The organism is Cellulomonas sp. PhB143 (assembly GCF_003752595.1).
Lineage (GTDB): Bacteria > Actinomycetota > Actinomycetes > Actinomycetales > Cellulomonadaceae > Paraoerskovia.
The window spans coordinates 1-23,316 of record NZ_RKIJ01000013.1 but is presented as its reverse complement, the minus strand read 5'-3'; the positions used below and the strand labels follow the sequence as shown (position 1 = coordinate 23,316).

The following is a 23,316-nucleotide window of genomic DNA, read 5'->3' as shown; positions in this document are numbered from 1 at the left end:
ACGGGGCGTGCAAGGTCAGGTGGTCCGTTCCGTCGGCGCCCGGCCGGGGGCCGGGCGAGGGTCTGGGGCCGGGCGTGGGGATGGCGCGTCGGCGCCCGGCGGGTGCACGGGGACGTTCGTCGTGCAGGCGTGCCCGCCCCCGGCGAGGGTCGCGAGCCGCTGCACGTGCGAGCCCAGCAGCTCCGAGAACGCCTCGGCCTCGGCCTCGCAGAGCTGCGGGAACTCCGCCGCGACGTCCTGCACCGGGCAGTGCCCCTGGCAGAGCTGCAGCGCGAAGCCGCCCGGCACGGGGCGCACGCTCGCGGCGTAGCCCTCGCCTGCGAGCACCTGGGCGAGCTGGCGCGCCCGGCCCTCGACGTCGTCCGCCGTCACCGACCCCGCGGTGCGCCGCGTGAACTCGGCGGTGCGCGCGCGGGCGAAGCGTTCGACGGCGGCGTCGCCCGCCGCCTCGCGCAGGAAGCGCAGCGCCTGGACCGCGAGGTCCGGGTAGGCGGCGGCGAGCTCGGACTGCCCGCGCGACGTCGCGACGAACAGGCGGGCGGGGCGCCCGCGGCCGCCGTCGGCGAGCGCGGTGCGGTGCTCGGAGATCAGCCCCTCGCCCTCGAGCTGGGCGAGGTGGCGGCGCACGCCCGCGGGCGTGAGCCCGAGGGTCGCGGCCAGGGCCACGGCGCCGACGGGCCCGTCCGCGATGACGTGGTTGAGCACGCGGTCGCGGGTGGAGACGTCCGCCTCCGGCTCGCGGGTGCGCGCAGGCGCGTGCACGACGCCGCCGGTCGGCATACCGGGTACCGCCACGCGCACCTCCTCCGCAGTCGTCACAGATATAGGAAACATAGTTGTTCCCTATTTCGGTCCGCGCAAGCAAGGCGGACCTCACCTCGGGGGACCGAGGGCGCGCCGGGGCCGCGGACGGACAGGGGCGTGGCGCACCTCACACGCCCGCACGCACCGCCCCGCGGTGCCTAGACTCTGCGGGTGCCCGACTCCCCCGCCGTCGTCATCGACGACCTCGTCAAGCGGTACGAGGGACGCGCGGTCGTCGACGGGCTGAGCCTGGTGGCGGCGCGCGGCGAGGTCACCGCCGTCCTCGGCCCGAACGGCGCCGGGAAGACCACGAGCGTCGAGTGCTGCGAGGGCCTGCGCTCCCCCGACGGCGGCACGGTGCGCGTCCTCGGCCTCGACCCCCGGTCCGACGCACGCCTGCTGCGGCCCCGCGTCGGCGTGATGCTCCAGGACGGCGGGCTGCCGACCGGGGTCCGGGCGCTCGAGATGCTCCGCCACGTCGCCTCCATGTATGCCCGCCCCCTGGAGGTCGACACCCTCGCCGAGCGGCTCGGGCTGCACTCGTTCGCCGCCACCACGGTCCGTCGCCTGTCGGGGGGGCAGCGCCAGCGCCTCGCGCTCGCCGCGGCCGTCGTCGGGCGGCCGGAGGTCGTCTTCCTCGACGAGCCGAGCGCCGGCATGGACCCGCAGAGCCGGCGCGCCGTGTGGGACCTGGTGCGCGAGCTGCGCGAGGACGGCGTCGGGATCGTCCTGACCACCCACCTGATGGACGAGGCGGAGGACCTCGCCGACCACGTCCACGTCGTCGACCACGGAACCGTGATCGCGCACGGCACGACGCGCGAGCTGCTCGCCGACGCGGCCTCGGCCGCGCGGGTCCGCACCACGCCGGGGCTCGACGCCGCCGCGGCCGCCGCGGCGCTGGAGGTCGCGACCCCCGGCCCCTGGCGCGTCGAGGAGACGGAACCCGGCGCGTACACCGTCCGCGGTCCCGTCGACCCCCGCTCGCTCGCGGCGCTCGTCGCGTGGCTGGGGGCGCAGGACGCGCTGGTGACCAGCCTGACGGTCGGGCGGCGCACGCTCGAGGACGTGTTCCTCGACCTCACGGGACGGAACCTGCGATGACCACCGACCAGCACCGCGCGCCCGCCGCCGAGCCCGGCGCGGGGGCGGCGCCCGCCTGGCGCCGGGTGGCCGCGCAGACCGTGTTCGAGACGCGGATGATCCTGCGCAACGGCGAACAGCTCCTCATCACGCTCGTCCTGCCCGTGCTGCTGCTCGTCGGGCTGACGCAGACCGACATCATCGACCTCGACACCCAGGGCGTCGCGCGGATCGACTTCGTGACCCCCGGCGTCCTCGCGCTGGCCGTGATGTCGACGGCGTTCACCTCCCAGGCGATCGCGACCGCGTTCGACCGGCGCAACGGCGTGCTGCGCCTCCTGGCGACCACGCCGCTCGGCAGGGGCGGGCTGCTCGCCGGGAAGATCCTGGGCGTGCTCCTCGTCGAGGTGGTCCAGGTCGTCGTCGTCGGCGTGGTGGCCGCGGGTCTCGGCTGGCACCCCGAGGCCTCCGGGATCCCCGGCGCGCTCGGCGCCGGGCTCCTCGGGACCGCGGCGTTCACGTCGCTCGCCCTGCTGCTCGCCGGCACGCTGCGCGCCGAGGGCGTGCTCGCGGTGGCGAACCTCGTCCTGGTCCTGCTCGCCGTCGGCGGAGGCACGCTCGTGCCCGCCGAGCAGATGCCGGGGCCGATGCAGCACGTCGCGGTGCTGCTCCCGTCGGGGGCCCTGGGCGAGGCCATGCGCGGCGCGCTGATCCACGGGTCCGTGCCCGCCTTCTCCGTCGTCGTGCTGCTGGGCTGGACGGCCGCCCTCGGCTGGGGCGCGGGACGCCTGTTCCGCTGGCAGTAGGCCCGGCCGGGCCCGAGCGGACCCGGCAATCTCACACCCGGCGCCGCCCGCGGGCGCGCCGACGCCGACTACCGTGGGCCCTGTGAGCACGAAGCCGACCGACGCCGCGCCGACGACCCCGGCCACCCCCTCGGCCGTGGCGGCGCCCGCAGCCGCCGCGGCGCCCGCACGGGGCCCCGGCGCGCTGCTGGCCCGGGCCCGGCGCTGGACGCACCCGGTCCTCGTGGCGAACCTCGTCGCACAGATCGGGATCATCGTCACCGGGGGCGCCGTGCGGCTCACCGGCTCGGGGCTCGGCTGCTCGACGTGGCCCGAGTGCGAACCCGGGCAGTTCACCGCGGCGTTCCACTCCGAGACCTCCTACCACCAGTACGTCGAGTTCGGGAACCGCACGCTGACCGGCGTGCTCGGCGTGATCGCCGTCGTCGTGGCCGTCCTCGTGTGGTCGGACCGCTCGCGCACGCGGCCCTACCGGCTCCTCGGCCTCGCGCCCCTCGCGGGGGTCGTCGCCCAGGCGGTGCTCGGCGGCGTCGTCGTGCGCATGCACCTGAACCCCGGGCTCGTCTCGCTGCACTTCGTCATCTCCGGGGTGCTGGTGGCGACGTCGCTGCTCCTGCTGCACCGCTCCGGGGAGGGCGACGGCCCGCCCGTGCCGGTCGTCACGCCGCGCCTGCGGGCCCTGGGCACGACGCTCTCCGTGCTGACCGTGCCCGTCGTGGTCCTCGGCGTGATCGTCACGGGGGCCGGCCCGCACAGCGGCGACGACGAGATCGCCTACCGGATCGCCGTCGACCCGGCGCTGATGACGAAGTTCCACGCCGCCTCGGTCTGGCTGTTCCTCGCCGTGCTCGTCGCGACGCTGGTCGTGGCCGTGCGGACCGCGGCGCCCGGCACGGTGCGCCGCTCGCTGTGGCTGCTGCTGGGCATCACGCTGCTGCAGGGCGCGATCGGGTACGTCCAGTACTTCACGGGGCTGCCGTGGGTGCTCGTCGGCCTGCACATGCTCGGCGCGGCGCTCCTGGTCGCCGGGGCCGTCCGCGTGCCGCTGACCATGCGCACCCGGGCCGTCGTCGAACCGGTGACAGCGCATGACAGCGCGCGGGACCGCGCGACATCGCCGTGACAGAGGCCTGACAGCCGCCGCCTGCAGGGTGGGTACCAGCACATCGGAACCCACCAGCACAGGAGGCACCATGTCGAATCCCGACCTGGCAGTCGAGGCCCACGGCCTCGTCAAGACCTTCGGCACCCACCGCGCCGTCGACGGCGTCGACCTCGCGGTCCGCACGGGGAGCGTCTACGGCGTCCTCGGGCCGAACGGTGCCGGCAAGACCACCACCATCCGCATGCTCGCGACGCTGCTGCGGCCCGACGGCGGCTCGGCCACGATCTTCGGCCACGACGTGCGCCGCGAGGCGTCGGTCGTGCGCCGGCTGATCGGCGTCACGGGCCAGTACGCGTCCGTCGACGAGAACCTCAGCGCGACGGAGAACCTCGTGATCTTCTCGCGCCTGCACGGCCTCGGACGGGCCGAGTCCCGCGCGAAGTCGACCGAGCTCCTCGAGGCCTTCGGCCTGACCGAGGCCGCAGACCGCGCCCTGAAGAACTTCTCCGGGGGCATGCGCCGGCGCCTCGACCTCGCGGCGAGCCTCATCGGCCACCCGCCGCTGATCTTCCTCGACGAGCCGACGACGGGGCTCGACCCCCGGACCCGGGCCCAGATGTGGGAGACCATCCGGTCGCTCGTCGCCGGGGGCTCGACCGTCGTCCTGACGACCCAGTACCTCGACGAGGCCGACCAGCTCGCGGACCGCATCGCGGTCATCGACCGCGGCCGGGTCGTCGCCGAGGGCACGTCGGACGACCTCAAGGACGCCGTCGGCGAGCAGTCGCTCAACCTCACCCTCGCCGCGGCGTCGGACGCGGGCCGCGCGGCGGCCGTCGTCGAGGAGACGCTCCGCACGCCCGCGGTCCTGTCCCCCGAGTCGCGGCGCCTGACCGTGCCCGTGCCCGGGCCCGACGCCGTGACGGACCTCCTCGTCCGCCTGCGCGCGGAGCGCATCGAGGTGGCCTCGCTGAGCATGGACAAGCCCAGCCTCGACGAGGTCTTCCTCACGCTGACCGGCAAGCCGGTCGAGGACGAGGACGAGACGGCAGGACCCACCACCGCAACGACCGCACGAGAGGCGGTGCCCGCATGAGCACGAACACCCTGACCCGACCGGAGCAGACCCGGACCGCCGTCGTCGCGCCGGACCTGTCCTCCCGGACGAGCGTGCGCCAGACGCTCGCGAACACCCGGACCATGGCCTACCGCGGCCTGCTGAAGATCCGGCGCACGCCCGAGCAGCTGTTCGACGTGACCCTGATGCCCATCATCTTCACGCTGATGTTCACCTTCATCTTCGGCGGCGCGGTCTCCGGCGACGTCGCGAGCTACCTGCCGGTCATCATCCCCGGCGTCCTCGTCCAGACGGTCGTCTCGACGTCCACCGTGACGGGCACCCAGCTGCGCGAGGACATGGACAAGGGCGTGTTCGACCGGTTCCGGTCCCTGCCCATCGCGCGGATCGCGCCGCTGACGGGCGCGCTGCTCGCCGACACCGTCCGCTACACGATCGCGACCGTCATCACGTTCGCGGTCGGCTACGCCATCGGCTACCGGCCCGCGGCCGGGTTCGGCAGCGTCGTGCTCGCCGCGCTCCTCGTGATCGTGTGCGCCTGGTGCCTGAGCTGGATCTTCGCCTTCTTCGGCGTGATCGCCCGCTCTGCCTCGAGCGTCCAGGGCATCTCCATGATGGTCGTCATGCCCCTGACGTTCCTGTCGAACGCGTTCGTCCCGGCGGACACCATGCCGGACTGGCTGCAGGGCTTCGTGAACGTCAACCCGGTCTCGCACATCGTCACCGCCGTGCGCGAGCTGACGACGTACGGCACCGTCGGGAGCGACCTGGTCTGGTCCCTCGTCGGTGCGGCCGCGGTCGTCGCGGTGTTCGCCCCTCTGACCGTGCGCGCCTACATGCGCAAGGCCTGAGGACCGCACCCGCCGCGGCGGGCAGCCGCCCGCGGCGGGCGAGGCCGGCGGGGCAGCACGGGGCAGCACGGGGCGGGGCACGGGCGACCGTGCCCCGCCCCGCCGTCGTTCATCCCGGCGTGCGCGTCCAGGGTCGGCGCTCGAGCACCTCGCGCGCCAGGGCCAGCGGGTCGGGGGCGTCCGCGACGCGGGCGCGGGCCCGCTCCAGCCGCTCGCCGGGGTCGGCTGCGGGCACGGCGTCGGGCAGTGTTCCGAGCGCCGCCGTGAGGTGCCGCTCCCGCGCGAGGAACGTCCAGTCCTGGCGCGACCCGAGGCGCTCGGCCAGCGCCAGGAGGACCAGGGCGTCGTCCGCCCGGCCCGCCGGCGCCACCGCGCACAGGCACGAGCCGAGCACGAGGCACGCCGCGCCGAGCACCGGCCGGTCGACGGTCTGGGGACCCGCGCGCAGGCCCGCGAGGGTCCGCGCCCGCAGGCTCAGCACCCGCCGGTCCCAGGCCGCGCGCTCGGCGTCGGGCACGCCCTCCGTGCCCAGCGCCATGGGCGCCAGGCGCCCCGCCTCGTACAGGACGAGCGAGTGCGCGCCGGCGCGGCGCCCCTGGGTGCGCACCTCCGCGAGCGCGGCGTCCATCCGCTGCACCGCCTCCTCGTCGTCGCCGCGGGCGAACGCGACCTGCGCGAGCCCCACCTGGCCGTACGTGCGCCGGTCCGACGGGCTGACGATCATGTCCCCCTCGGCGACCGCGCCCTCGTCGGGGGTCTCGACCATCTGCCGGAGCACCGGGGCCACCGCCTCCACCTCGCCGAGCGCCACGCGGGCCGACGTCTCGAGCAGGCCGAGCTGCAGCTGGATCTGCTCGGTGTCGAAGCCCTCGAAGCTCGAGCGCGCGATCCGGGCCCAGCGCAGGACGCCGGCGGGGTCGCCCGTCGAGGAGGAGAGGTCGGCGAGCGACTGCGCCGCCATCGCCCTGCCCCAGGCGTCGTCGTGCTCGGTCGCGAGGGCGAGCGAGCGGTGGGCGAGGCGCAGCGCCTCGGCGGGCCGCCCGCGGTTCTCCGCGAGCTGCGACGCGAAGAAGTTGGCGACCATCGCGACGTTCCAGTCGTCGGACCCGCGCAGCCGCTCGACGAGGCCCGCGACCTCCTCGGCGGTGCCGCGCACGGCCACGACGGCGAGCTCCGCGTAGGCGCGCGTCGCGGCGCCCAGGTGCACGTCCGTCCTGGCGAGCAGCCGCCGCAGGCGCGCGATCGAGCGCAGCGCCCCCGACGTGCCCTCGACGAACGCCAGCGGGGAACCGCCGGCGAGGAAGGCCCACGCCGCCCACTCCGCGCGGGCGGGCGTCACGGGGCGCCCGGCGAAGGCCAGCGCGACGGCCCGCCCGACGCTCGTCAGCTCGCCGAACGTCCAGCGCAGCATCCAGAAGCGCGCGAGCAGCGCGAACAGCGGACCGAGCACGTCGAGGTCGCCGTTGCGCTGGACGCGGTGCAGGACGTGCAGCAGGTTGTCCTGCTCGGCCTCGACCCGGTGCAGCGCGGCGACCTGGCCGCTGCCCGAGAGCCGGCCCAGCGTCTCGCCCACGAGCGCGAGGGCCCAGCGGTCCACCGCGGCGTCCGTGGCCGACTGCTCCCCGGCTGCCGCGAGCTCCTGCACGGCGAACTCGCGCACCGTCTCGAGCATGCGGTACCGCACTCCCCCGCCCGCCGGGTCCTCGACGACCATCAGCATGGACTGGCGCACGAGGCCGTCGAGCGTGTCCAGCATGCCGACCTCGCCCGTGTCCTCGTCGCCGACGGCGAGCGCCACGTCGAGACCGAACGAGTCGGGGAGCACCGCGAGCCGGCGCAGGAGCCGCTGCTCGCCGTCGTCCAGCAGGTCCCAGCTCCAGGCGATGACGGCGTGCAGCGTCCGGTGGCGCTCTGGCACCGACCGGTCGGTGGAGGTCAGGAGCGCGAAGCTCGACGCGATCCGGCGCTCGACCTCGGCGACCGACAGGGAGCGCACCCGGGCCGCGGCGAGCTCGATCGCGAGCGGCAGCCCGTCGAGCCTCCGGCACAGTCGCACCACGACGTCCTCCGGCAGGTCCACGCCCGGGCGGGCCGCCCGCGCCCGCGCCTCGAAGAGCTCGACCGCCGCCCCGGTGTCCCCGGAGCCTGCGCCGCCGCCGCGAGGACCACGTCCGCTCCCGAGGCCGCCGAGCGGCGGGAGCGGGTAGACCGCCTCCGCGGCGAGGCCCAGCGACGCCCGGCTCGTGGCCAGCACCGTGGCACGCGTGCCGGCGACGACGTCCGCCGCCCAGGCGCTCGCCCCTTCCAGCACGTGCTCGCAGTTGTCGAGCACGAGCACCGTGCCCGGCTCGGCGAGCCGCTCCAGGACGCGCCCTCGCGCGTCCGGCCCGGTGACCTCGCTGAGGCGCGTCGTCGCCCGCACGTCCCGGACGCCGAGCGCGGAGGCGATCACGAGACCGACGTCGTCCGACGTCCGGACGCTCGCGAGCTCGACCACCGCGACCAGCGGGGAGCCGGCCGCGGCCCGGTGGGCGACCTCCTGCGCGAGGCGGGTCTTGCCGATGCCCCCCGGGCCGAGGACGGTGACCACCCGCGCGGTCGTCATCAGCGACTCGACCCGTGCGACGTCGCCCGACCGCCCGACGAGCGCGTTGGGCGCCTCCCGGAGACCGACGGCACGTCCGGGGCGCGGCACGCGCGACGCCGCCGCCCCGGCGGTCGCCGTGGCGGGCGCGTCGGCCCGCAGGCACTGCTCGTGCACGGCGCGGACCTCGGGACCCGGGCCGACGCCCAGCTCGTCGGCCAGCGACTCGCGCAGCGTCGCGAAGACGCGCAGCGCGTCGGCCACCAGGCCGCGGCCCAGCAGCGCGCGCATCAGGCCCGCGGCCGCGGCCTCGTCCGTGGGGCTTGCCTCGAGGAGGCCTTCCCCGGCGGCAGCGGCGCCCGCGAGGTCTCCCTCGGCGAGCAGCGCCGCCAGGAGCGCGTGCTCGAGCCCGGCCCGCAGCCGCGAGCCCTCGGCGCGCAGCTCGCCGGCGAGGCCGGCCGAGACGTCCGCGCCGGGGTCCCCGCGCCACAGCGTGAGGGCGGCGCGCAGCGCCGCGGAGCCGGCGTCCCCGCGACGGGCGGCGTGCAGCACCGCACGCGCCGCGTCGAGGTCGGTCCGGGCGGCCAGCGCGTAGCCGCCGGGGACGGAGCGGATGGCCGGTACCTCGCGTCGCGCCCGAGAGACGACGTTCTGCAGCGCGGCGCGCGGCGCCTCCGGCAGGGCGTCCGGCCACAGCTCGTCCGTCAGCGCCTGGACGCCCGCGGCCCGCCCCGAGCGCAGCGCGAGCGCCACGACGAGGGTCGTCGACCGCGCGCCGCGCAGCGGCACGAGCCCGTGCTCGCCCCGGACCATGACCGGGCCGAGCACGGCGACGTCCACGCCGTCGGCGACCTCAGGTCCGCCGACGACGTCCTCGGCGGGATCCCCGGGCCGGGCCGTCACACCCCGTCGCCCGTCCCGTCCGGGTCGGGCGGGGCGTCGGTGAGGCGACCCGTGCGCCGCTCCGGCCACGGGGCGTCCGCCGGGCGGAGCGTCGCCCAGCCGCGGTCGCGCGCCGCCGCGACGGCGAGGACGCCGACCACCGCGGACGGGTTGTGCAGGTCGCCGGCGAGCACGGCCTCGACGGCCTCGTCGACCGGCACCCAGAGCGCGGGCATGTCGCGCTCCTCGTCCTCGCGCGCGAAGCGCTCCTCCGCCGGGACGGGGCGCAGGTCTCGGGCGAGGAACACGCGCAGCGCCTCGGTCGAGCCGCCAGGCGTGGTGCTGTAGTCCACCAGGACGTCCCAGCGCGCCGCACGCAGGTCGGCCTCCTCGTAGAGCTCGCGCTCCGCGGCCGCCCGCGCGTCCTCCCCGTCCACGTCGAGCAGCCCCGCGGGCGGCTCCCACATCTCGCGCCGTGCGGGGTGGCGGTACTGCCGCTGCAGGAGGACGCGCCCGTCGTCGTCCATCGCGACGACCGCGACCGCGCCGGGGTGGTCGATGACCTCCCGCTCCACGGCGTGCCCCGGCGAGAGCTCGACCGTGTCGGCGACGACGTCCCAGATCGGGCCGCGGTGGACCAGGCGCCGCGCGCGCACCGGGCGGCGTGCCGCGACGTCGCGCGGGCCGTCGGGACCCGTCACTTCTGCTCGGCGATCGCCGCGGCCACGAGCCCCTGGAACAGCGGGTGCGCGCGCGTCGGGCGCGACTTGAACTCGGGGTGCGCCTGGGTGCTCACGTAGTAGGGGTGCACCTCGGCGGGGAGCTCCACGAACTCGACCAGCGAGCCGTCCGGCAGCGTGCCGGAGACCACGAGACCGGCCTCCTCGAGCTGCGCGCGGTAGGAGTTGTTGACCTCGTAGCGGTGCCGGTGGCGCTCGGAGACGCTGGTGGCGCCGTAGGCGCCGGCGGTCACCGAGCCCGGGACCAGCGCGGCGTCGTACGCGCCGAGGCGCATGGTGCCGCCGAGGTCCCCCTGCCCCTCGACGAACGCGAGCTGCTCCGCCATCGTGGCGATCACGGGGTGCTCGGTCCCGGGGTCGAACTCCGTCGAGGACGCGTCCGCGATCCCGAGCACGTTGCGCGCGTACTCGATGACCATGGACTGCAGGCCGAGGCAGATCCCGAGCGTGGGGACCTTGCTCTCGCGCGCCCAGCGCAGCGCGCCGAGCTTGCCCTCGATCCCGCGCACCCCGAACCCGCCGGGCACGAGGACGGCGTCGACCCCGCCGAGGGCGTCCTCCGCGCCCTCCGGGGTGGCGCACTCGTCCGACGCCACCCAGCGGATGACCACCTTGGCGTCGTTGGCGAAGCCGCCCGCGCGCAGCGCCTCCGTCACGGACAGGTAGGCGTCCGGGAGGTCGATGTACTTGCCCACCAGCGCCACCTCCACGCGGTGCTCGGGACGGTGCACGCGCTCGAGCAGCTGGGACCAGCCGTCCCAGTCCACGTCGTGGAACGGCAGGTTCAGGCGGCGCACGACGTAGGCGTCCAGCCCCTCGCGGTGCAGCACCCGCGGGATGTCGTAGATGCTCGGGGAGTCGACGGCGGCGACCACGGCCTCGTTGTCGACGTCGCACATCAGCGCGATCTTGCGCTTGACGGAATCCGGGAGCTCGCGGTCCGCGCGCAGGACGAGCGCGTCGGGCTGGATGCCGATCGAGCGCAGCGCGGCCACCGAGTGCTGCGTCGGCTTGGTCTTCAGCTCGCCCGACGGGCCGATGTACGGCACCAGCGAGACGTGCAGGAAGAAGACGTCGTCACGGCCGAGCTCGTGGCGGACCTGGCGGGCGGACTCCAGGAACGGCTGGGACTCGATGTCCCCGACGGTGCCGCCGATCTCGGTGATGATCACGTCCACGTCCGGGCTCGCCTGGGCACGCATCCGCCGCTTGATCTCGTCGGTGATGTGCGGGATGACCTGGACCGTGTCGCCGAGGTACTCCCCGCGCCGCTCGCGCGCGATCACCTGGGAGTAGACCTGCCCGGTGGTCACGTTCGCCGACGAGTGCAGGTCGACGTCGAGGAACCGCTCGTAGTGCCCGATGTCGAGGTCCGTCTCCGCGCCGTCCTCGGTCACGAAGACCTCGCCGTGCTGGAACGGGTTCATCGTCCCCGGGTCGACGTTGAGATACGGGTCGAGCTTCTGCATCGTCACGCGCAGGCCGCGAGAGCGCAGCAGGCGACCGAGGCTGGACGCCGTCAGGCCCTTGCCGAGCGAGGAGGCGACACCGCCCGTGACGAAGATGTGCCGCGTGGTGTGCGTCGCACGCGCGCCGTGGTCGAGTGGACGGGGGGCTCTGGGAAGGTGATCTGCCACGGAACTCCATGCTAACAGCGACCCGGACGCACGGCACGGACTCGCCGGGCCGACACGCCCGGCGCCGCAGCGCACGGACGTGAGACGCGCCTCAGTCGTCGGCGACGGCCGACGGCCGCAGCACCGAGACCAGCGCGGACCGGTCGAGGACGAGCGAGGCCGCGAGGAGCACCGCGACCGCCACGAGCGCGCCGCCGAGCCCGACGGCGATCGCCGCGGCCAGGGAGGCCTGCGCGGGCAGGACGTTCACGGTCAGCACGTACCCGAGCACGCCGCCCGCGACCGCGCCGCCCAGCGCCACGGGCAGCGTCCTGCCGAGCCCCTCGACGGTGCGCGGACCCCCGTGCCGGCGCACGGCGAGCAGCAGCAGCACCCCCGCCACCGTCATCCCGATCGAGCTCGCGGCGCCGAGCGCGGCCAGGATGCCGTCGCGGACCGCCTCCGCCTCGGCGGCCGTCCGGGCCGCCGCCGGCGCGGCGTCGGGCACGACGAGCGCGGGCAGGACGACCGCGCACGCCGCGGCGACGAGCCAGCCGGCGCTCGTCGCGAGCACGGCGGAGCGGCCATGGTCGAGCGAGTACAGCGCACGCGAGAGATGGAAGATCAGCGCGAAGCCCAGGAGGCCGGGCGCCATCCAGACCACGCCCTGCGTCATGCCCGCGACCGAGCCCTGGGAGAACGAGGAGAACGCCGACTCCACGGCCGCGCTCGCCGCGACCAGCGCCGCCGCCCCGGCCGCCGTGATCGTCAGCAGCCCGCGCGTGGTCAGCGCGAGCAGGTGCGAGAAGCCGGCGCGGTCCCCCGCCGACGCGCGCTGCGCGAGGCGCGGGAACGCGCTCGTGGCGAGCGGCACCGCGAGGATCGCGTACGGCAGGAAGTACACGGTCTGGGTGCTGAAGTAGACCGTGTACGCGCCGTCGTCGTCGAACCGGCCCGAGGACCACATCACGGCGACGACCGAGACCTGCTGGGCCAGCAGGGCCCCGACCCCCGCGATCGCGAGGGCGCGGGCGCGGCGCCCTTCGCCGCCCGGAAACCGCAGGGTCAGCCGCAGCCGGAGCCCGGTGCGGTAGGCCGGGACGAGCAGGGGCAGGCTCATCGCCACGACACCCGCCGTCGTCCCCCAGGCGAGCCACGCGAGGGCGGACGCCGGGATCTGGCCGACGGCCGCGTCGGACCCGCCCGAGACCGCCCCGAACACCACGTACGTCGCGATGACCACGACGCTGGAGAGCATCGGGGCCGCCGCGGGCCAGAAGAAGCGGCGGTGCGACTGCAGCACCCCCGACATCACGGTGCCCACGCCGTACAGCGGGATCTGCAGAGCGAACACCCGCAGGAAGTACGCCGCAAGCTCCGACGGCTCGCCCGGCGCGACGTTGAGGACCGGGACGATGAGGTCGGCGAGCAGCGCGACGAGCACGGCCACGGGCACGAGGATCACCAGCGCCCACGTGAGCAGCGCGGAGGCGATCGCGGACGACTCGACCCGCGCGCGCCGTGCGACGGGGCCGGCCAGGAGCGGGACGATGGCTCCCGCGAGGGCGCCTCCGGCGGCCACCTCGAACATCACGTTCGGGACGGTGTTCGCCTTGAGGTAGATGTCGCCCACGGCGGTGGGGCCCACGTTCGCCACCAGGGCGATCTGCCGCAGGAAGCCCACGAGCCGGCTCGCGAGGTTGACGAGCGTGATCATGGCGGCGGCGCCCGCGAGGGTCCCCGCCGCCGCCGTCCAGCGTGGCGACACGTCAGCCCCGGTGCCGGGGCCGGCGGCCCAGCCCGTCCACGAACCGCAGCGCCGGGTTCGCGTCGATCACGGCGGAGAAGCTGATGCGCTCGCTCGCCAGCGTCAGGGCGACCACCCCGGCGAGCGCCAGGACCCGCACCGAGCGGTTCCCGGCGAGCACGACCTCGACACCGAGCAGGGCGCCGAGCGCGTTCGCGCCGCCGTCGCCGAGCATGTCCGACTCGCGCAGGTCCGCGCCGGCCGCCGCCGCCGAGGCGCCGAGCACCGCGCCGGAGAGCCCCGCCGCGCCCGACGACGTCCCGAGCGCGGCCAGGGCAGCGGCCGCCTTGAGCGCCCGGCCGGGCCGCAGGTCGAGCAGGTTCACGAGGTTCGCGGCGGAGGCGACGAGCGCGCCGTCCACGAGGACGTCCACGACGCGGACCACGCCGGACGAGGACCGCGCCGGGACGAGCTCCGCCGCCGCCAGCGAGGTCGCCCCGATGCCCAGCACCTTCAGGCCGCCGGTCGTGACCTGGCCGCGGGCCAGCGCGCCGAGGTGGCCGCGCAGGCCCTTGGTGCGCGTCCCGGTGTCCTCGGCGAGGTCGTCGACCACCCCGAAGCCGCCCGCGCCGACCACGGCGAGCGCCGCGACGGCCCCCGCCCGCGCGCTGCCTGCCCCCGCGAGCGCACCGGCGGCGAGCCCTGCCGCGACGGCCGGGCCCTCGAGCATGCTGACGGGCTCCCCCCGGTGGTTGGAGCGGGCCCACCGCGCCGGGCCGCCCGGCGGCCGCGTGCCGAGGGCGGCCCGCGCGGTGGCGGTCGCGCCGGCGGCGACGGTCAGGCCCGCGAGGAGCCGGGTGCTCGGACGCACGATCAGCCCTTCGTGCCGGACGAGGCACCGGGCTTCGCCGACGAGCCGCCGGACGTCACCGGTGCGAGGTCGACGGCGGGCGGGATCACCGCGGTCGCCGAGTCCTCGAACCCGTACTGCCCGGTCTGGTCGTCCAGCTCCGCGGCGATCGCGAGCGGCACCGAGATCTGGCCGGCGGAGGCGCCGATCCCGCTGACCGTGCTCGTCCCGCTCTTCGTCCGCTTGTCGTCGCGCACCGCCGAGACGAGGTCGCCGTCCGTCGCGGTCGGGCCGGCCACCACGGACCCCCCCGAGAGCTTCTGGGCCGAGACCACGAGCTCGGTCTCGATGTCGGTCTGCGCGCTGGTGTCCACGGCCTCGGGCGACGGGGACGAGCCCGCCGCGGCCTTGGCGCCGGCGGCGTCCGCGGACTGCGGCGGCACCACGACGAGCACCGCGTCCCCGGGCGCGGTCGGCTCGTCGGTGACCGTGACCAGACCGGCCTCGACGAGCGAGTCCTGCAGCGCGACCGCCGTGGCCGAGCGCTTCTCGAGCTCGGTCGTGCCCCGGTCCACGAGCGAGGTCACCAGCGCGTCGGAGAGCACCGCGGACGTGTCCGCGTCGCCGGCGACGTCCATCTCCTTGCCCAGCTGGCCGGCGACGTCGTCACGCGCCTTCGCGGCGTCTTCCGCGGTCCAGTCGGCGGTCAGGTCGACGTGGCCGCTGACGCTCGCGCCCGCGGAGGTCAGCTGCGCAACGATCGGGTCGTACCAGTCGTCGTCGAGGGGGCCGAGGCCGACGACGGCGACGCGGCGGCCCTCCAGCGACCCCGCGACGAGCTCCGGCCCCGAGGCCTCGATGAAGTCGTCCGCGTCGTCGAGCGTCGCCTTGCCGGCGTTGAGCTGGTCGCGCAGGTCGTTGCGCTCGGTACGGAGCTGGTCGACCTGACCGCTGAGCTGTTCGCCCAGCGTCCCCTGGAGCGGGCCGGCGCCGAGGATGATCCCGACGGCGAGCGCCAGGAACACGGAGATCAGCGAGACGATGTGGTACCTGAAGTCGATCACGGGGCGGTTCGGTCCTTCGTCGGTGGCGCCGGTGGCGCCGTGTCGGGCAGGGCGGGGTGGTCCGCGGGCGTGCGCCGGCGGTCAGCCCCCGCCGAACAGGGAGCCGACCCAGGACCACAGGTCGTCGAGGCGGGCACCGACGATACCGAAGAACGTCTGGCCGGCGGCGGTCGCCATGAGTGCCATGACGACGGCGAACAGGCCCGCGAGGGAGAGCAGGACGAGCTGGGTGTTGGAGATCCGCTGCCGGTACAGGCGCGAGACGCCCTTGGCGTCGACGAGCTTGCCGCCCACCCGCAGCCGGGTCAGGAACGTGCTGGCCATGCCGGCCCGGCCCTTGTCGAGGAACTCGACGAGGGTCGCGTGCGTGCCGACCGCGACGATCACCTCGGCGCCCGCGTCGTCCGCGAGGAGCATGGCGATGTCCTCGCTCGTGCCGGTGGCCGGGAACACCACCGGGTCGACGCCGAGCTCGCGCACCCGCTCGAGGCCCGGCGCGTTCCCGTCGCGGTAGGCGTGCACGACGACCTCGGCGCCGCACGAGAGCGCGCGGTCGGACACCGAGTCCATGTCACCGACGATCATGTCCGGCTTCCACCCGGCGTCCAGGATGGCGTCCGCCCCGCCGTCGACCCCGATGAGCACCGGGCGGTAGTCGGCGATGTAGGGCCGCAGCGTCGCCAGGTCCTCGCGGTAGTGGTACCCGCGCACGACGATGAGGACGTGGCGCCCCTCGATGGTCGTCCGAACGTCCGGGACGCCGACGCCGTCGAGCAGCAGGTCACGCTCGCGGCGCAGGTAGTCCATCGTGTTCTCGGCGAAACGTTCGATCTCGTCCGACAGGTTGGCGCGCGCCGCCTCGAGGCTGGCCCCGACGGTCGCGGGCGTCTGCAGCGTCCCCTCGGCGACCACCACGTCGCCGACCAGCACGCGGGAGCCCTCGATGCGCACCGTGCGGCCGTCCGCGATCGACATGGCAGCGTCACCGAGCCCGTCGACGAGCAGGATCCCCGCGTCGACGAGGATCTCGGGCCCGAGGTTCGGGTAGCGGCCGGAGGTGGACCGGGCGGCGTTCAGCACCGCCACGGGCCCGGCGGACACCAGGGCGTCGGCCGCGACGCGATCGATGTCCACGTGGTCGATGACCGCCACGTCGCCGGGGCTCAGCCGCTTGGTGAGGTCCTTGGTCCGGGCACCCACGCGCGCCGGCCCCGCGATCCCGTCCGGGGACCCCGTGCCGTCGACGGTGGCGGATCTGTGAAAGGGAAGTCTCATCGGGCGCAATGATCCCACGTCGCGCGCGCCGCGCGGTCGACGCCGCGCCCCCGGGGCGCCGGGCGTGACCGGGGCCACGCCCGGCGGACGGCTCCTGCCACGGCTCTGCCCGTCGCTCGGCGGCCCGTCGCTCGGCGGCCCGTCGCTCGGCGGCCCGTCGCTCGGCGGCCCGTCGCTCGGCGGCCCGTCACGCGGCTGCCCGTCACGGCTCGGCCCCCGCCGCCGCCGAGGACTCGAGGAGCTCGAGCGCGTGCCGGTGCGCCGTCTCCGACCCGTCCTGCCCGGAGAGCATCCGTGCGAGCTCACGCACACGGTCCTCACCCGTCACCTCGCGCACCCCGGTGACGGTCGCCCCCGCGTCGGCGTCGTCGCCCCCGGAGCCCACCGCCGCCTCGACGGTCTTGGTGACGACGAGCTGGCGGTCGGCGAACGAGGCCACCTGGGCGAGGTGGGTGACCACGACCACCTGCGCGTGGTGCGCGAGGACCGCCAGACGACGCCCCACCTCGAGCGCGGCCCGGCCACCCACGCCGGCGTCGACCTCGTCGAAGACGAACGTCCGGCGGCCTGTGCCGCCCTCCGCCGCGGCCGCGAGCGCCACCTCGATGGCGAGCATCACACGGGAGAGCTCGCCGCCCGAGGCGCCCTTGCCGAGCGCGCGGGGCGGGGCGCCCGGGTGCGCGACCAGCGACATCTCGACGCGGTCCCCGCCCCAGGGCCCGGGCTCGTCCGCGGGCGCCACCAGCACGTCGAGCCGCGCCCCGGACATCGCGAGCCCGCCGAGCTCGGTCGTGACCGCGGCGCCGAGCGACGCGGCCGCGGCGGTCCGCCCGTCGGTGATCTGCCTGGCCAGCGCGGCGACCGCCTCGTCGAGCTGCTCCGCACGCTCGGCCATGGACGCGAGCTCTGCCCCGTCGTCGTCCAGCGCGAGCAGGCGGAGCCCGGCGGTGCTCGCCCAGCGGAGCACCTCGTCGACGTCCGCGCCGTAGGAGCGGGTCAGGCCGGTCAGCTCCGCCAGGCGCGCGTGCGCCGCCTCGAGCCCACCGGGGTCGGCCTGGAGATCGTCCTGGTACGCGGCGGCGTCGGACGCCACGTCGGTGAGCGCGTACTCGGCCTCGGCGACGCGCGCGGCGAGCGCCGCGAGCGCCTCGTCGGACCCGGCGGCGGCCTCGAGCGCCTTGCGCGCGCGGTCGACGGCGCCCAGCGCGCTGCCCGCGAGGTCGCCGGACTCGTCGCCGACGAGCGCGTCGTGAGCCGTGCGCGCCGCCGAGCGCAGCTCCTCCGCGTTCCCGAGCCGCACCACCTGGGCCTGCAGGTCCCGGTCCTCGCCCGCCTGGGGGTCGATCCGCTCGATCTCGGCGAGACCGAGCCTGAGCAGCTCCGCCTCGCGCGCCCGCTCCTGGGTGCGGGCCGCCAGCTCCACCCGGCGGCGCAGCAGCGCGGCCCGCTCCGCCCACGCGTCGCGGTAGCGCCCGACGAGCGCCGCGTGCTCCTGGCCGGCGTAGGCGTCGAGCGCCTCGCGCTGCCGGCTCGGGGTCCGCAGGCGCACCTGGTCCGCCTGCCCGTGCACCGTGACCAGCTCGTCGGCGACCTCCGCGAGCAGCGCCTGCGGCACGCTGCGCCCGCCGAGGTGCGCCCGCGAGCGCCCCTCGGCCGCGACCGACCGCACGACGAGCGCCGTGCCGTCGTCGTCGAGGACACCCCCGGCGTCGGTCATCCGTCCCAGCGCGGCCGAGCCCGCGGGCAGGTGCACGCGGCCCTCGACGACCGCGGAGGACGCGCCCGGCCGCACCGTCGACGGGTCGGCCTTGCCGCCCATCAGCAGACCCAGACCGGTCAGGAGCATGGTCTTGCCCGCGCCGGTCTCCCCCGTGATGACGGTCAGTCCGCGGTCCAGCGGAACGACGGCGGAGCGGATGACCCCGAGGTTGTCGATGCCGATCTCCTCGATCACTCGTCGCCTCCCGGGCTCGTGGTCCGCGCCTCGGCGCCCGGGGGGCGAGACGCGCCCGGGCGCAGGCCGCGCCACCCGTCGACCGGCAGCGAGAACTTGGAGACGAGCCGGTCGGTGAACGGAGCGGTGCCGAGCCGGGCCAGCCGGACCGGCTCCGGGCTGCGCCGGACCTCGACGCGGGCCCCCTGCGGGAGGTCGATCTGGCGGCGCCCGTCGCACATCAGCACCCCCGGGGACGACGAGCGGCCCAGGATCTCGACGGCCACCACGCTCGACGGGCCCACGACGAGCGGCCGCGCGAAGAGCGCGTGCGCCGAGATCGGCACAAGGAGCATCGCGTCGACGTCGGGCCAGACCACCGGCCCGCCCGCGGAGAACGCATGGGCCGTCGACCCGGTCGCCGTGGACATCACGACGCCGTCGCAGCCGAACGCCTCGAGCGGTCGCCCGTCCACCTCGACCGCCACCTCGATCATCCGCTCGCGGGAGGCCTTCTCGACCGTCGCCTCGTTCAGCGCCCAGCCCCGCACGGGTTCCGCGCCGCCCGGGAGGTGGACGGCGACGTCCACCGTCCGCCGCTCCTCCACGGTGTAGTCCGCGTCCGCGAGGCGACGGACGGTCGCGCCAAGGTTCTCCCGCTCGCTCTCCGCGAGGAAGCCGACGTGCCCGAGGTTGACGCCGAGCAGGGGGACGTCGGTGCCGTGCGTGAGCTCGGCCGCGCGCAGGATCGTGCCGTCCCCGCCGAGCACGAGGACGACCTCGGACTCGTCGACACGTTCGCGGTCGCGGACGCGCTCGATCCCGTCCTCGCCCACGCCGAACTGCTCGGTGAGCTCGTCGTCGTGCAGGGAGACCGCGAACCCGGCCGCCTCGAGCTCACGCACGGCCTCGCGCAGCGCGGTCACCGCCTCCGGCCGCCCGCCGTGCGTGACGATCAGCACCCGTCGTGTCACCGGTCCTCCAGCTCCTCGGTCCTCGTGTCTCGCTCGCCCCGGGCCGGGACGCTCGCGCCCGGGACGCCACCCGTCGCGCGGGAGCGCGTCACGGCGTGCCCGCCGCGCCCAGGCGGACCACCGGCGGGGTGGCCGGCGTCCTCCCGGGAAGTGTCGCAGGTGGGTCCCACGCGACGGCGCGCCGCGCCGCCGCACGGTGGGCGGGGTCGGGCCCCGGCGGTGCGCCCCCGGCCCGCAGGAGGACGAAGAACTCGCGGTTGCCGCTCGGGCCGGGCAGCGCGCTCGGCACGACGGCCCGGGCGGCGAGCCCGTGCCGCGCGCAGACCTCGAGCACCCGCGCGACGGCATCCGCCTGCTGCTCGCGGTCACGGACGACGCCTCCGGAGCCCAGCCGCTCACGGCCGACCTCGAACTGCGGCTTGACCAGGAGCAGCAGCAGGGCCCCGGGGGCGACCAGCGGCGCGACGGCCGGCACGACGAGCGTCAGGGAGATGAACGAGAGATCGCCCACCACCAGCGTCGGCGACGGCGTCCCGAGGTCCTCGGCGACGAGGTCGCGGACGTTGAGCCCCTCCCGGACGCTGACGCGCGGGTCCTCGCGCAGCGCCGCCACCATCTGCCCGTGGCCGACGTCGACGGCGGTCACGTGCGCGGCGCCGCGGCGCAGCAGCACGTCGGTGAACCCCCCGGTCGACGCGCCGAGGTCGAGGCAGACCGCCCCCGCGACGGGGAGGCCACACCCGGCACCGGCCGGGCCCTGCGCCGGGTCTGCCGCCCCCGTCGCGCCGGACGCGTCGAGCGCGTCGAGCGCGCCGGCGAGCTTGTGCGCGGCCCGCGAGGTGTACCGCGGGTCGTCGTCCCGGCCCTCGACCTCGAGCCGCTGCCCGGGGGCGACGGGCGTCGAGGCCTTGGACACCACGGCGCCGTCGAGGCGTACGCGGCCGGCCGCGACGAGCTCCGACGCCTCCTTGCGCGCACGTGCGAGGCCACGACGCACGAGCTCGGCGTCGAGACGGCTCCCGCTCACGCCCCGGTGCCCCGCAGCCGGGCCTCCAGGTCGGTGCGCACCTGCTCGAAGGCGTCCGCGTGCTCGGCGACGGGCGTGTCGTCGAGCCCCGCCAGCCTCTGCCGGACGGCCTCGGCCAGCGAGGTGTCCGCGACGGACGCCAGCGCGCCCTCGGGCTCGGGGACGGCTGCCACCTCCGGTCCGGGTGCGGTCATGGGGACGCTCCTTCCTGCGCCGCCTCCGGCGCGGTGTCCGGGGCTCAGCCGAGGTCCGGGACCGAGGCGGGGTCGAGCACGCCGCCGTCGTCGACGAACCGCCAGGTGGCGGCGCACGCCGCGCGGACGCGGTCGAGCGGCTCCCCCGTCGGCTCCTGCTCCCGGGTCTCCAGCCTTCCGTCGACGACGCGGGCGGCCCGGCCCCGGCAGTCCCACCAGCCGTCGTCCGTCTCGAGCGGCACGGGGTGCGGCACGTGCAGCCCCCGCAGGTCCGTCGCCAGGAAGTGCGGGCGCATGCCCGCCTCGGCGAGCACGGCGTCGCGCGCCGAGCTGACGCCGGTCAGGACGTGCAGGCCGGGGAACCCTGCGGCCCGCGCGCCGGAGAGATCGGTGTCCAGCCGGTCGCCGACGACCAGCGCCTCCGTGGCACCGGCACGCTCGACCGCCAGCCGGTACATCGTCGGCTCCGGCTTGCCCGCGCTGTCCGGCTCGACCCCGGTGGCCGCCTGCACGGCGGCCACCAGCGTCCCGTTCCCAGGCGCGATCCCGCGGGCCTGCGGGAGCGAGAGGTCGCGGTTGCTCGCCACGTGCCAGGCCCCCGCCTGCACCGCATAGGCCGCCTCGGCGAGGTCCGACCACCCGAGGTCCGGCGAGAACCCCTGGACCACGGCGTCGGGGGCGTCGTCGGCGGACGGCACGATCTCGAACCCCTGCGCCACCACCGCGGTGCGCAGCCCCTGACCCCCGACCACGAGCACCCGCGCACCCGCCGGCAAGCGCGTGGCGAGCAGCGCGGCCGCCGCCTGGGCGGCCGTCATGACGTCGCCGGCCTCGGCCGGGATGTCGAGGCCGCTCAGCTGGGCCGCGACCTCCTCGGGCTCGCGGGACGCGTTGTTGGTCACGAAGACCAGGCGCATCCCCGCCGCGCGGGCGCCTTCGAGGCTCCGCGCCGCGTGCTCGATCGGCTCGTGGCCCCGATAGGCCACCCCGTCGAGGTCCACGAGCGCGAGCGGGTAGCGCTGCGAGAGCGGGACGTCGCAGGCGAGCAGACCCGCGCTCACCGCTCGTCCTCGCCCTCCGAGGCGTCGTCCGCCTCGAGGTCGTAGACCACCTGGTCCTCGTCGTCGCCGGGCAGGTAGCGGGGATCGATGCCGGCGAGGACAGCGGCCGCCTCCGCCGTGCGACCGAGCTCCTCCAGCACGGCGGAGCGGGCGAGCGCGACGCGTGCAGCCAGCTCGCCCGTCAGGCCCTGGAGGCCGTCGAGCACGGCGAGGGCGGACTCGGGCTCCCCGAGGTCCGAGCGCGCACCGCTGACGACGATCGCCAGCTCCGCCCGCCCCTGTGCGTCGAGCGTCGACGCCTCGTCGGACGCAGCGAGCGCGACGGCCCGCTCGGGGCGACCCAGGCCCCGCTCGCAGTCCGCCATCACCGGCAGGTGCTCCGAGGACCCGTTGAGCCGCCGCACGGTCCGCAGCTCGCGCAGCGCCTCCGCGTAGCGCCCCGTGCGATACGCCGCCAGACCCGCCGCCTCGCGCACGACGTCGACACGCCCGGCCCTGCGCACGGCCGCCTGGGCGTGCTCGTACGCCAGCTCGGGGTCGTCGTCGATCAGGCGGCCCGCCATCACGAGGTGGGCGCCGACCTGCTCCGCGTTCGCCTTGCTCAGTGCGCGCAGACGCGAGCGCGCGTCGCGATCGAGCTCCTGCCACGAGACCGACTCCGGGACGGCAGGCTCCTCGACGCGCGGCCGGTAGGGCCGCTCGGACGCGGGACGCTCGGAAAAGCCGCCGGGACGGTCGGAGCGGACCGGACGGCCGCCCGTGGACGGGCGGGCGCCCGTGGGCCTGCCGGACGTCGGACGTCCGCCCGCGCCTCGCGCGCCCTCGCGACCCGAGCCGCCTCGCCCGACGGCGCGGTCGCCACCGGAACCGCGGGGGCGCTCCGCACCCGCACCACGGGAACGGTCTTCACGGGCACCTCCCGAACGGCTCTCGCCGGAGCCGCGTGGACCGCCGGCTCGCGGGTTCTCGCCGTACCGCGAGCGACCGCCCTGCGTGGACGAGCCGCCCCGGCGGTCCCCGTACCTGGCACCGCCCGCAGCGGACCCGCCGGCGCCCTGCGGTCGACCGGCGGAACCTGAGCGGGGCGCGCCACGGCCCGCGTCCCGACCGTCGGCGCGAGAGCCGGAACCTGCACCGGGCGTCTCGTTCTCCGACCGCTCGTCACGCTCCGGACGTGAAACGTCGTCCACCGTCATTCCTCTCGTCAGTTGTCAGGCCATGCTCCCACGGACCCGCCGCACGCGTCCGCCGGCACACCCCGCGCGGGCACGAGCCGGCAGGCGGAGGTCACGGCGCGGGTGGGGGGTGGGGTTTGGGTATGCCGAAGGCCCACCCCGGTGTCGGGGTGGGCCTTCGGTTGATGGGTGTTCGGCGGCGTCCTACTCTCCCACCCCGTCTCCAGGGCAGTACCATCGGCGCTGAAGGGCTTAGCTTCCGGGTTCGGAATGGGACCGGGCGTTTCCCCTTCGCTGTGACCGCCGTAACAGTATCGAGTTGTCGGGCTGGCCCCCCGCAGCTCACGCACCCCAAGGGGTGTGTGGTGGGGGGTTGGTGGTGCCCGTTTCTCGGGAACCGCACAGTGGACGCGTGCATGCAAAAGGTGTTGTGTTGTGAAGTTGTCGGCTGATTAGTACCGGTCAGC

At 76.0% G+C, this 23,316-nt stretch carries 19 protein-coding genes and 1 rRNA gene; 5 read left to right on the top strand and 15 right to left on the bottom strand.

From position 1 onward, the window contains the following. Positions 1 to 15: 15 nt before the first annotated feature. A complete protein-coding gene (locus EDF32_RS10200; RefSeq protein ID WP_199734908.1) occupies positions 16 to 795 on the bottom strand; it encodes a metalloregulator ArsR/SmtB family transcription factor in 780 nt (259 codons plus the stop codon). A gap of 180 nt (positions 796 to 975) precedes the next feature. Between EDF32_RS10200 and EDF32_RS10195 the strand changes: the two genes are divergently transcribed. From EDF32_RS10195 to EDF32_RS10175, 5 genes are all read left to right on the top strand, one after another. Further along, positions 976 to 1,908 carry an ABC transporter ATP-binding protein gene (locus EDF32_RS10195; RefSeq protein ID WP_123308452.1) on the top strand — a complete coding sequence of 311 codons (933 nt, stop codon included), beginning with the start codon at positions 976 to 978 and terminating at the stop codon, positions 1,906 to 1,908. Next, positions 1,905 to 2,693, top strand: coding sequence for an ABC transporter permease (locus tag EDF32_RS10190; protein ID WP_123308451.1), 789 nt, complete (start codon positions 1,905 to 1,907; stop codon positions 2,691 to 2,693). Before EDF32_RS10195 ends, EDF32_RS10190 begins: the two co-directional genes overlap by 4 nt. A gap of 82 nt (positions 2,694 to 2,775) precedes the next feature. Then, the gene (locus tag EDF32_RS10185) at positions 2,776 to 3,816 is read left to right on the top strand and encodes a heme A synthase (RefSeq protein ID WP_370449961.1); all 1,041 of its coding nucleotides are present in this window, start codon (positions 2,776 to 2,778) and stop codon (positions 3,814 to 3,816) included. A gap of 70 nt (positions 3,817 to 3,886) precedes the next feature. Continuing rightward, entirely contained in the window at positions 3,887 to 4,894 is a 1,008-nt protein-coding gene (locus EDF32_RS10180; protein ID WP_123308450.1) for an ATP-binding cassette domain-containing protein, read from the top strand. Continuing rightward, entirely contained in the window at positions 4,891 to 5,727 is an 837-nt protein-coding gene (locus EDF32_RS10175) for an ABC transporter permease (RefSeq protein WP_123308449.1), read from the top strand. The genes EDF32_RS10180 and EDF32_RS10175 overlap by 4 nt, the downstream gene beginning before the upstream one ends. 109 nt (positions 5,728 to 5,836) lie before the next feature. Here EDF32_RS10175 and EDF32_RS10170 read toward each other — a convergent pair whose 3' ends face one another. From EDF32_RS10170 to rrf, 14 genes are all read right to left on the bottom strand, one after another. Then, positions 5,837 to 9,214, bottom strand: coding sequence for a BTAD domain-containing putative transcriptional regulator (locus tag EDF32_RS10170; RefSeq protein WP_123308448.1), 3,378 nt, complete (start codon positions 9,212 to 9,214; stop codon positions 5,837 to 5,839). Then, positions 9,211 to 9,894 carry an NUDIX hydrolase gene (locus EDF32_RS10165; RefSeq protein ID WP_123308447.1) on the bottom strand — a complete coding sequence of 228 codons (684 nt, stop codon included), beginning with the start codon at positions 9,892 to 9,894 and terminating at the stop codon, positions 9,211 to 9,213. Before EDF32_RS10165 ends, EDF32_RS10170 begins: the two co-directional genes overlap by 4 nt. Further along, positions 9,891 to 11,570: a CTP synthase gene (locus EDF32_RS10160; RefSeq protein WP_123308446.1), complete on the bottom strand. Its 1,680-nt coding sequence runs from the start codon at positions 11,568 to 11,570 to the stop codon at positions 9,891 to 9,893. Before EDF32_RS10160 ends, EDF32_RS10165 begins: the two co-directional genes overlap by 4 nt. A gap of 91 nt (positions 11,571 to 11,661) precedes the next feature. Next, the gene (gene murJ / locus EDF32_RS10155; RefSeq protein WP_123308445.1) at positions 11,662 to 13,317 is read right to left on the bottom strand and encodes a murein biosynthesis integral membrane protein MurJ; all 1,656 of its coding nucleotides are present in this window, start codon (positions 13,315 to 13,317) and stop codon (positions 11,662 to 11,664) included. Position 13,318: 1 nt separating this feature from the next. Beyond that, positions 13,319 to 14,167 (bottom strand): hypothetical protein, encoded by an 849-nt coding sequence (locus tag EDF32_RS10150; RefSeq protein ID WP_123308444.1) that lies wholly within the window; start codon positions 14,165 to 14,167, stop codon positions 13,319 to 13,321. A 2-nt stretch (positions 14,168 to 14,169) separates the two neighbouring features. After that, positions 14,170 to 15,210, bottom strand: coding sequence for a copper transporter (locus tag EDF32_RS10145; protein WP_123308443.1), 1,041 nt, complete (start codon positions 15,208 to 15,210; stop codon positions 14,170 to 14,172). Positions 15,211 to 15,291: 81 nt separating this feature from the next. After that, on the bottom strand, positions 15,292 to 16,485 hold the full coding sequence (gene steA / locus EDF32_RS10140) for a putative cytokinetic ring protein SteA (protein WP_123308442.1): 1,194 nt from the start codon (positions 16,483 to 16,485) through the stop codon (positions 15,292 to 15,294). A gap of 202 nt (positions 16,486 to 16,687) precedes the next feature. Next, positions 16,688 to 18,439 carry a DNA repair protein RecN gene (recN, locus tag EDF32_RS10130; RefSeq protein ID WP_123308440.1) on the bottom strand — a complete coding sequence of 584 codons (1,752 nt, stop codon included), beginning with the start codon at positions 18,437 to 18,439 and terminating at the stop codon, positions 16,688 to 16,690. Further along, entirely contained in the window at positions 18,436 to 19,392 is a 957-nt protein-coding gene (locus EDF32_RS10125) for an NAD kinase (RefSeq protein WP_123308439.1), read from the bottom strand. The genes recN and EDF32_RS10125 overlap by 4 nt, the downstream gene beginning before the upstream one ends. 88 nt (positions 19,393 to 19,480) lie before the next feature. Next, positions 19,481 to 20,419 (bottom strand): TlyA family RNA methyltransferase, encoded by a 939-nt coding sequence (locus EDF32_RS10120; RefSeq protein ID WP_123308438.1) that lies wholly within the window; start codon positions 20,417 to 20,419, stop codon positions 19,481 to 19,483. After that, positions 20,416 to 20,613 (bottom strand): hypothetical protein, encoded by a 198-nt coding sequence (locus EDF32_RS10115; RefSeq protein WP_123308437.1) that lies wholly within the window; start codon positions 20,611 to 20,613, stop codon positions 20,416 to 20,418. The genes EDF32_RS10120 and EDF32_RS10115 overlap by 4 nt, the downstream gene beginning before the upstream one ends. 44 nt (positions 20,614 to 20,657) lie before the next feature. Continuing rightward, positions 20,658 to 21,674 (bottom strand): HAD-IIA family hydrolase, encoded by a 1,017-nt coding sequence (locus EDF32_RS10110; protein ID WP_123308436.1) that lies wholly within the window; start codon positions 21,672 to 21,674, stop codon positions 20,658 to 20,660. Further along, a complete protein-coding gene (locus EDF32_RS10105) occupies positions 21,671 to 22,237 on the bottom strand; it encodes a hypothetical protein (RefSeq protein WP_199734907.1) in 567 nt (188 codons plus the stop codon). The genes EDF32_RS10110 and EDF32_RS10105 overlap by 4 nt, the downstream gene beginning before the upstream one ends. A gap of 803 nt (positions 22,238 to 23,040) precedes the next feature. After that, positions 23,041 to 23,157 (bottom strand): 5S ribosomal RNA (gene rrf, locus EDF32_RS10100). Positions 23,158 to 23,316 lie beyond the last annotated feature (159 nt).

Coding starts and splice junctions, on each gene's coding strand:
- EDF32_RS10190 (WP_123308451.1), top strand. CDS start 1,905: ATGACCACCGACCAGCACCGCGCGCCCGCCGCCGAGCCCGGCGCGGGG.
- EDF32_RS10180 (WP_123308450.1), top strand. CDS start 3,887: ATGTCGAATCCCGACCTGGCAGTCGAGGCCCACGGCCTCGTCAAGACC.
- EDF32_RS10175 (WP_123308449.1), top strand. CDS start 4,891: ATGAGCACGAACACCCTGACCCGACCGGAGCAGACCCGGACCGCCGTC.
- steA (WP_123308442.1), bottom strand. CDS start 16,485: ATGAGACTTCCCTTTCACAGATCCGCCACCGTCGACGGCACGGGGTCC.
- EDF32_RS10115 (WP_123308437.1), bottom strand. CDS start 20,613: ATGACCGCACCCGGACCGGAGGTGGCAGCCGTCCCCGAGCCCGAGGGC.
- EDF32_RS10105 (WP_199734907.1), bottom strand. CDS start 22,237: ATGGCGGGCCGCCTGATCGACGACGACCCCGAGCTGGCGTACGAGCAC.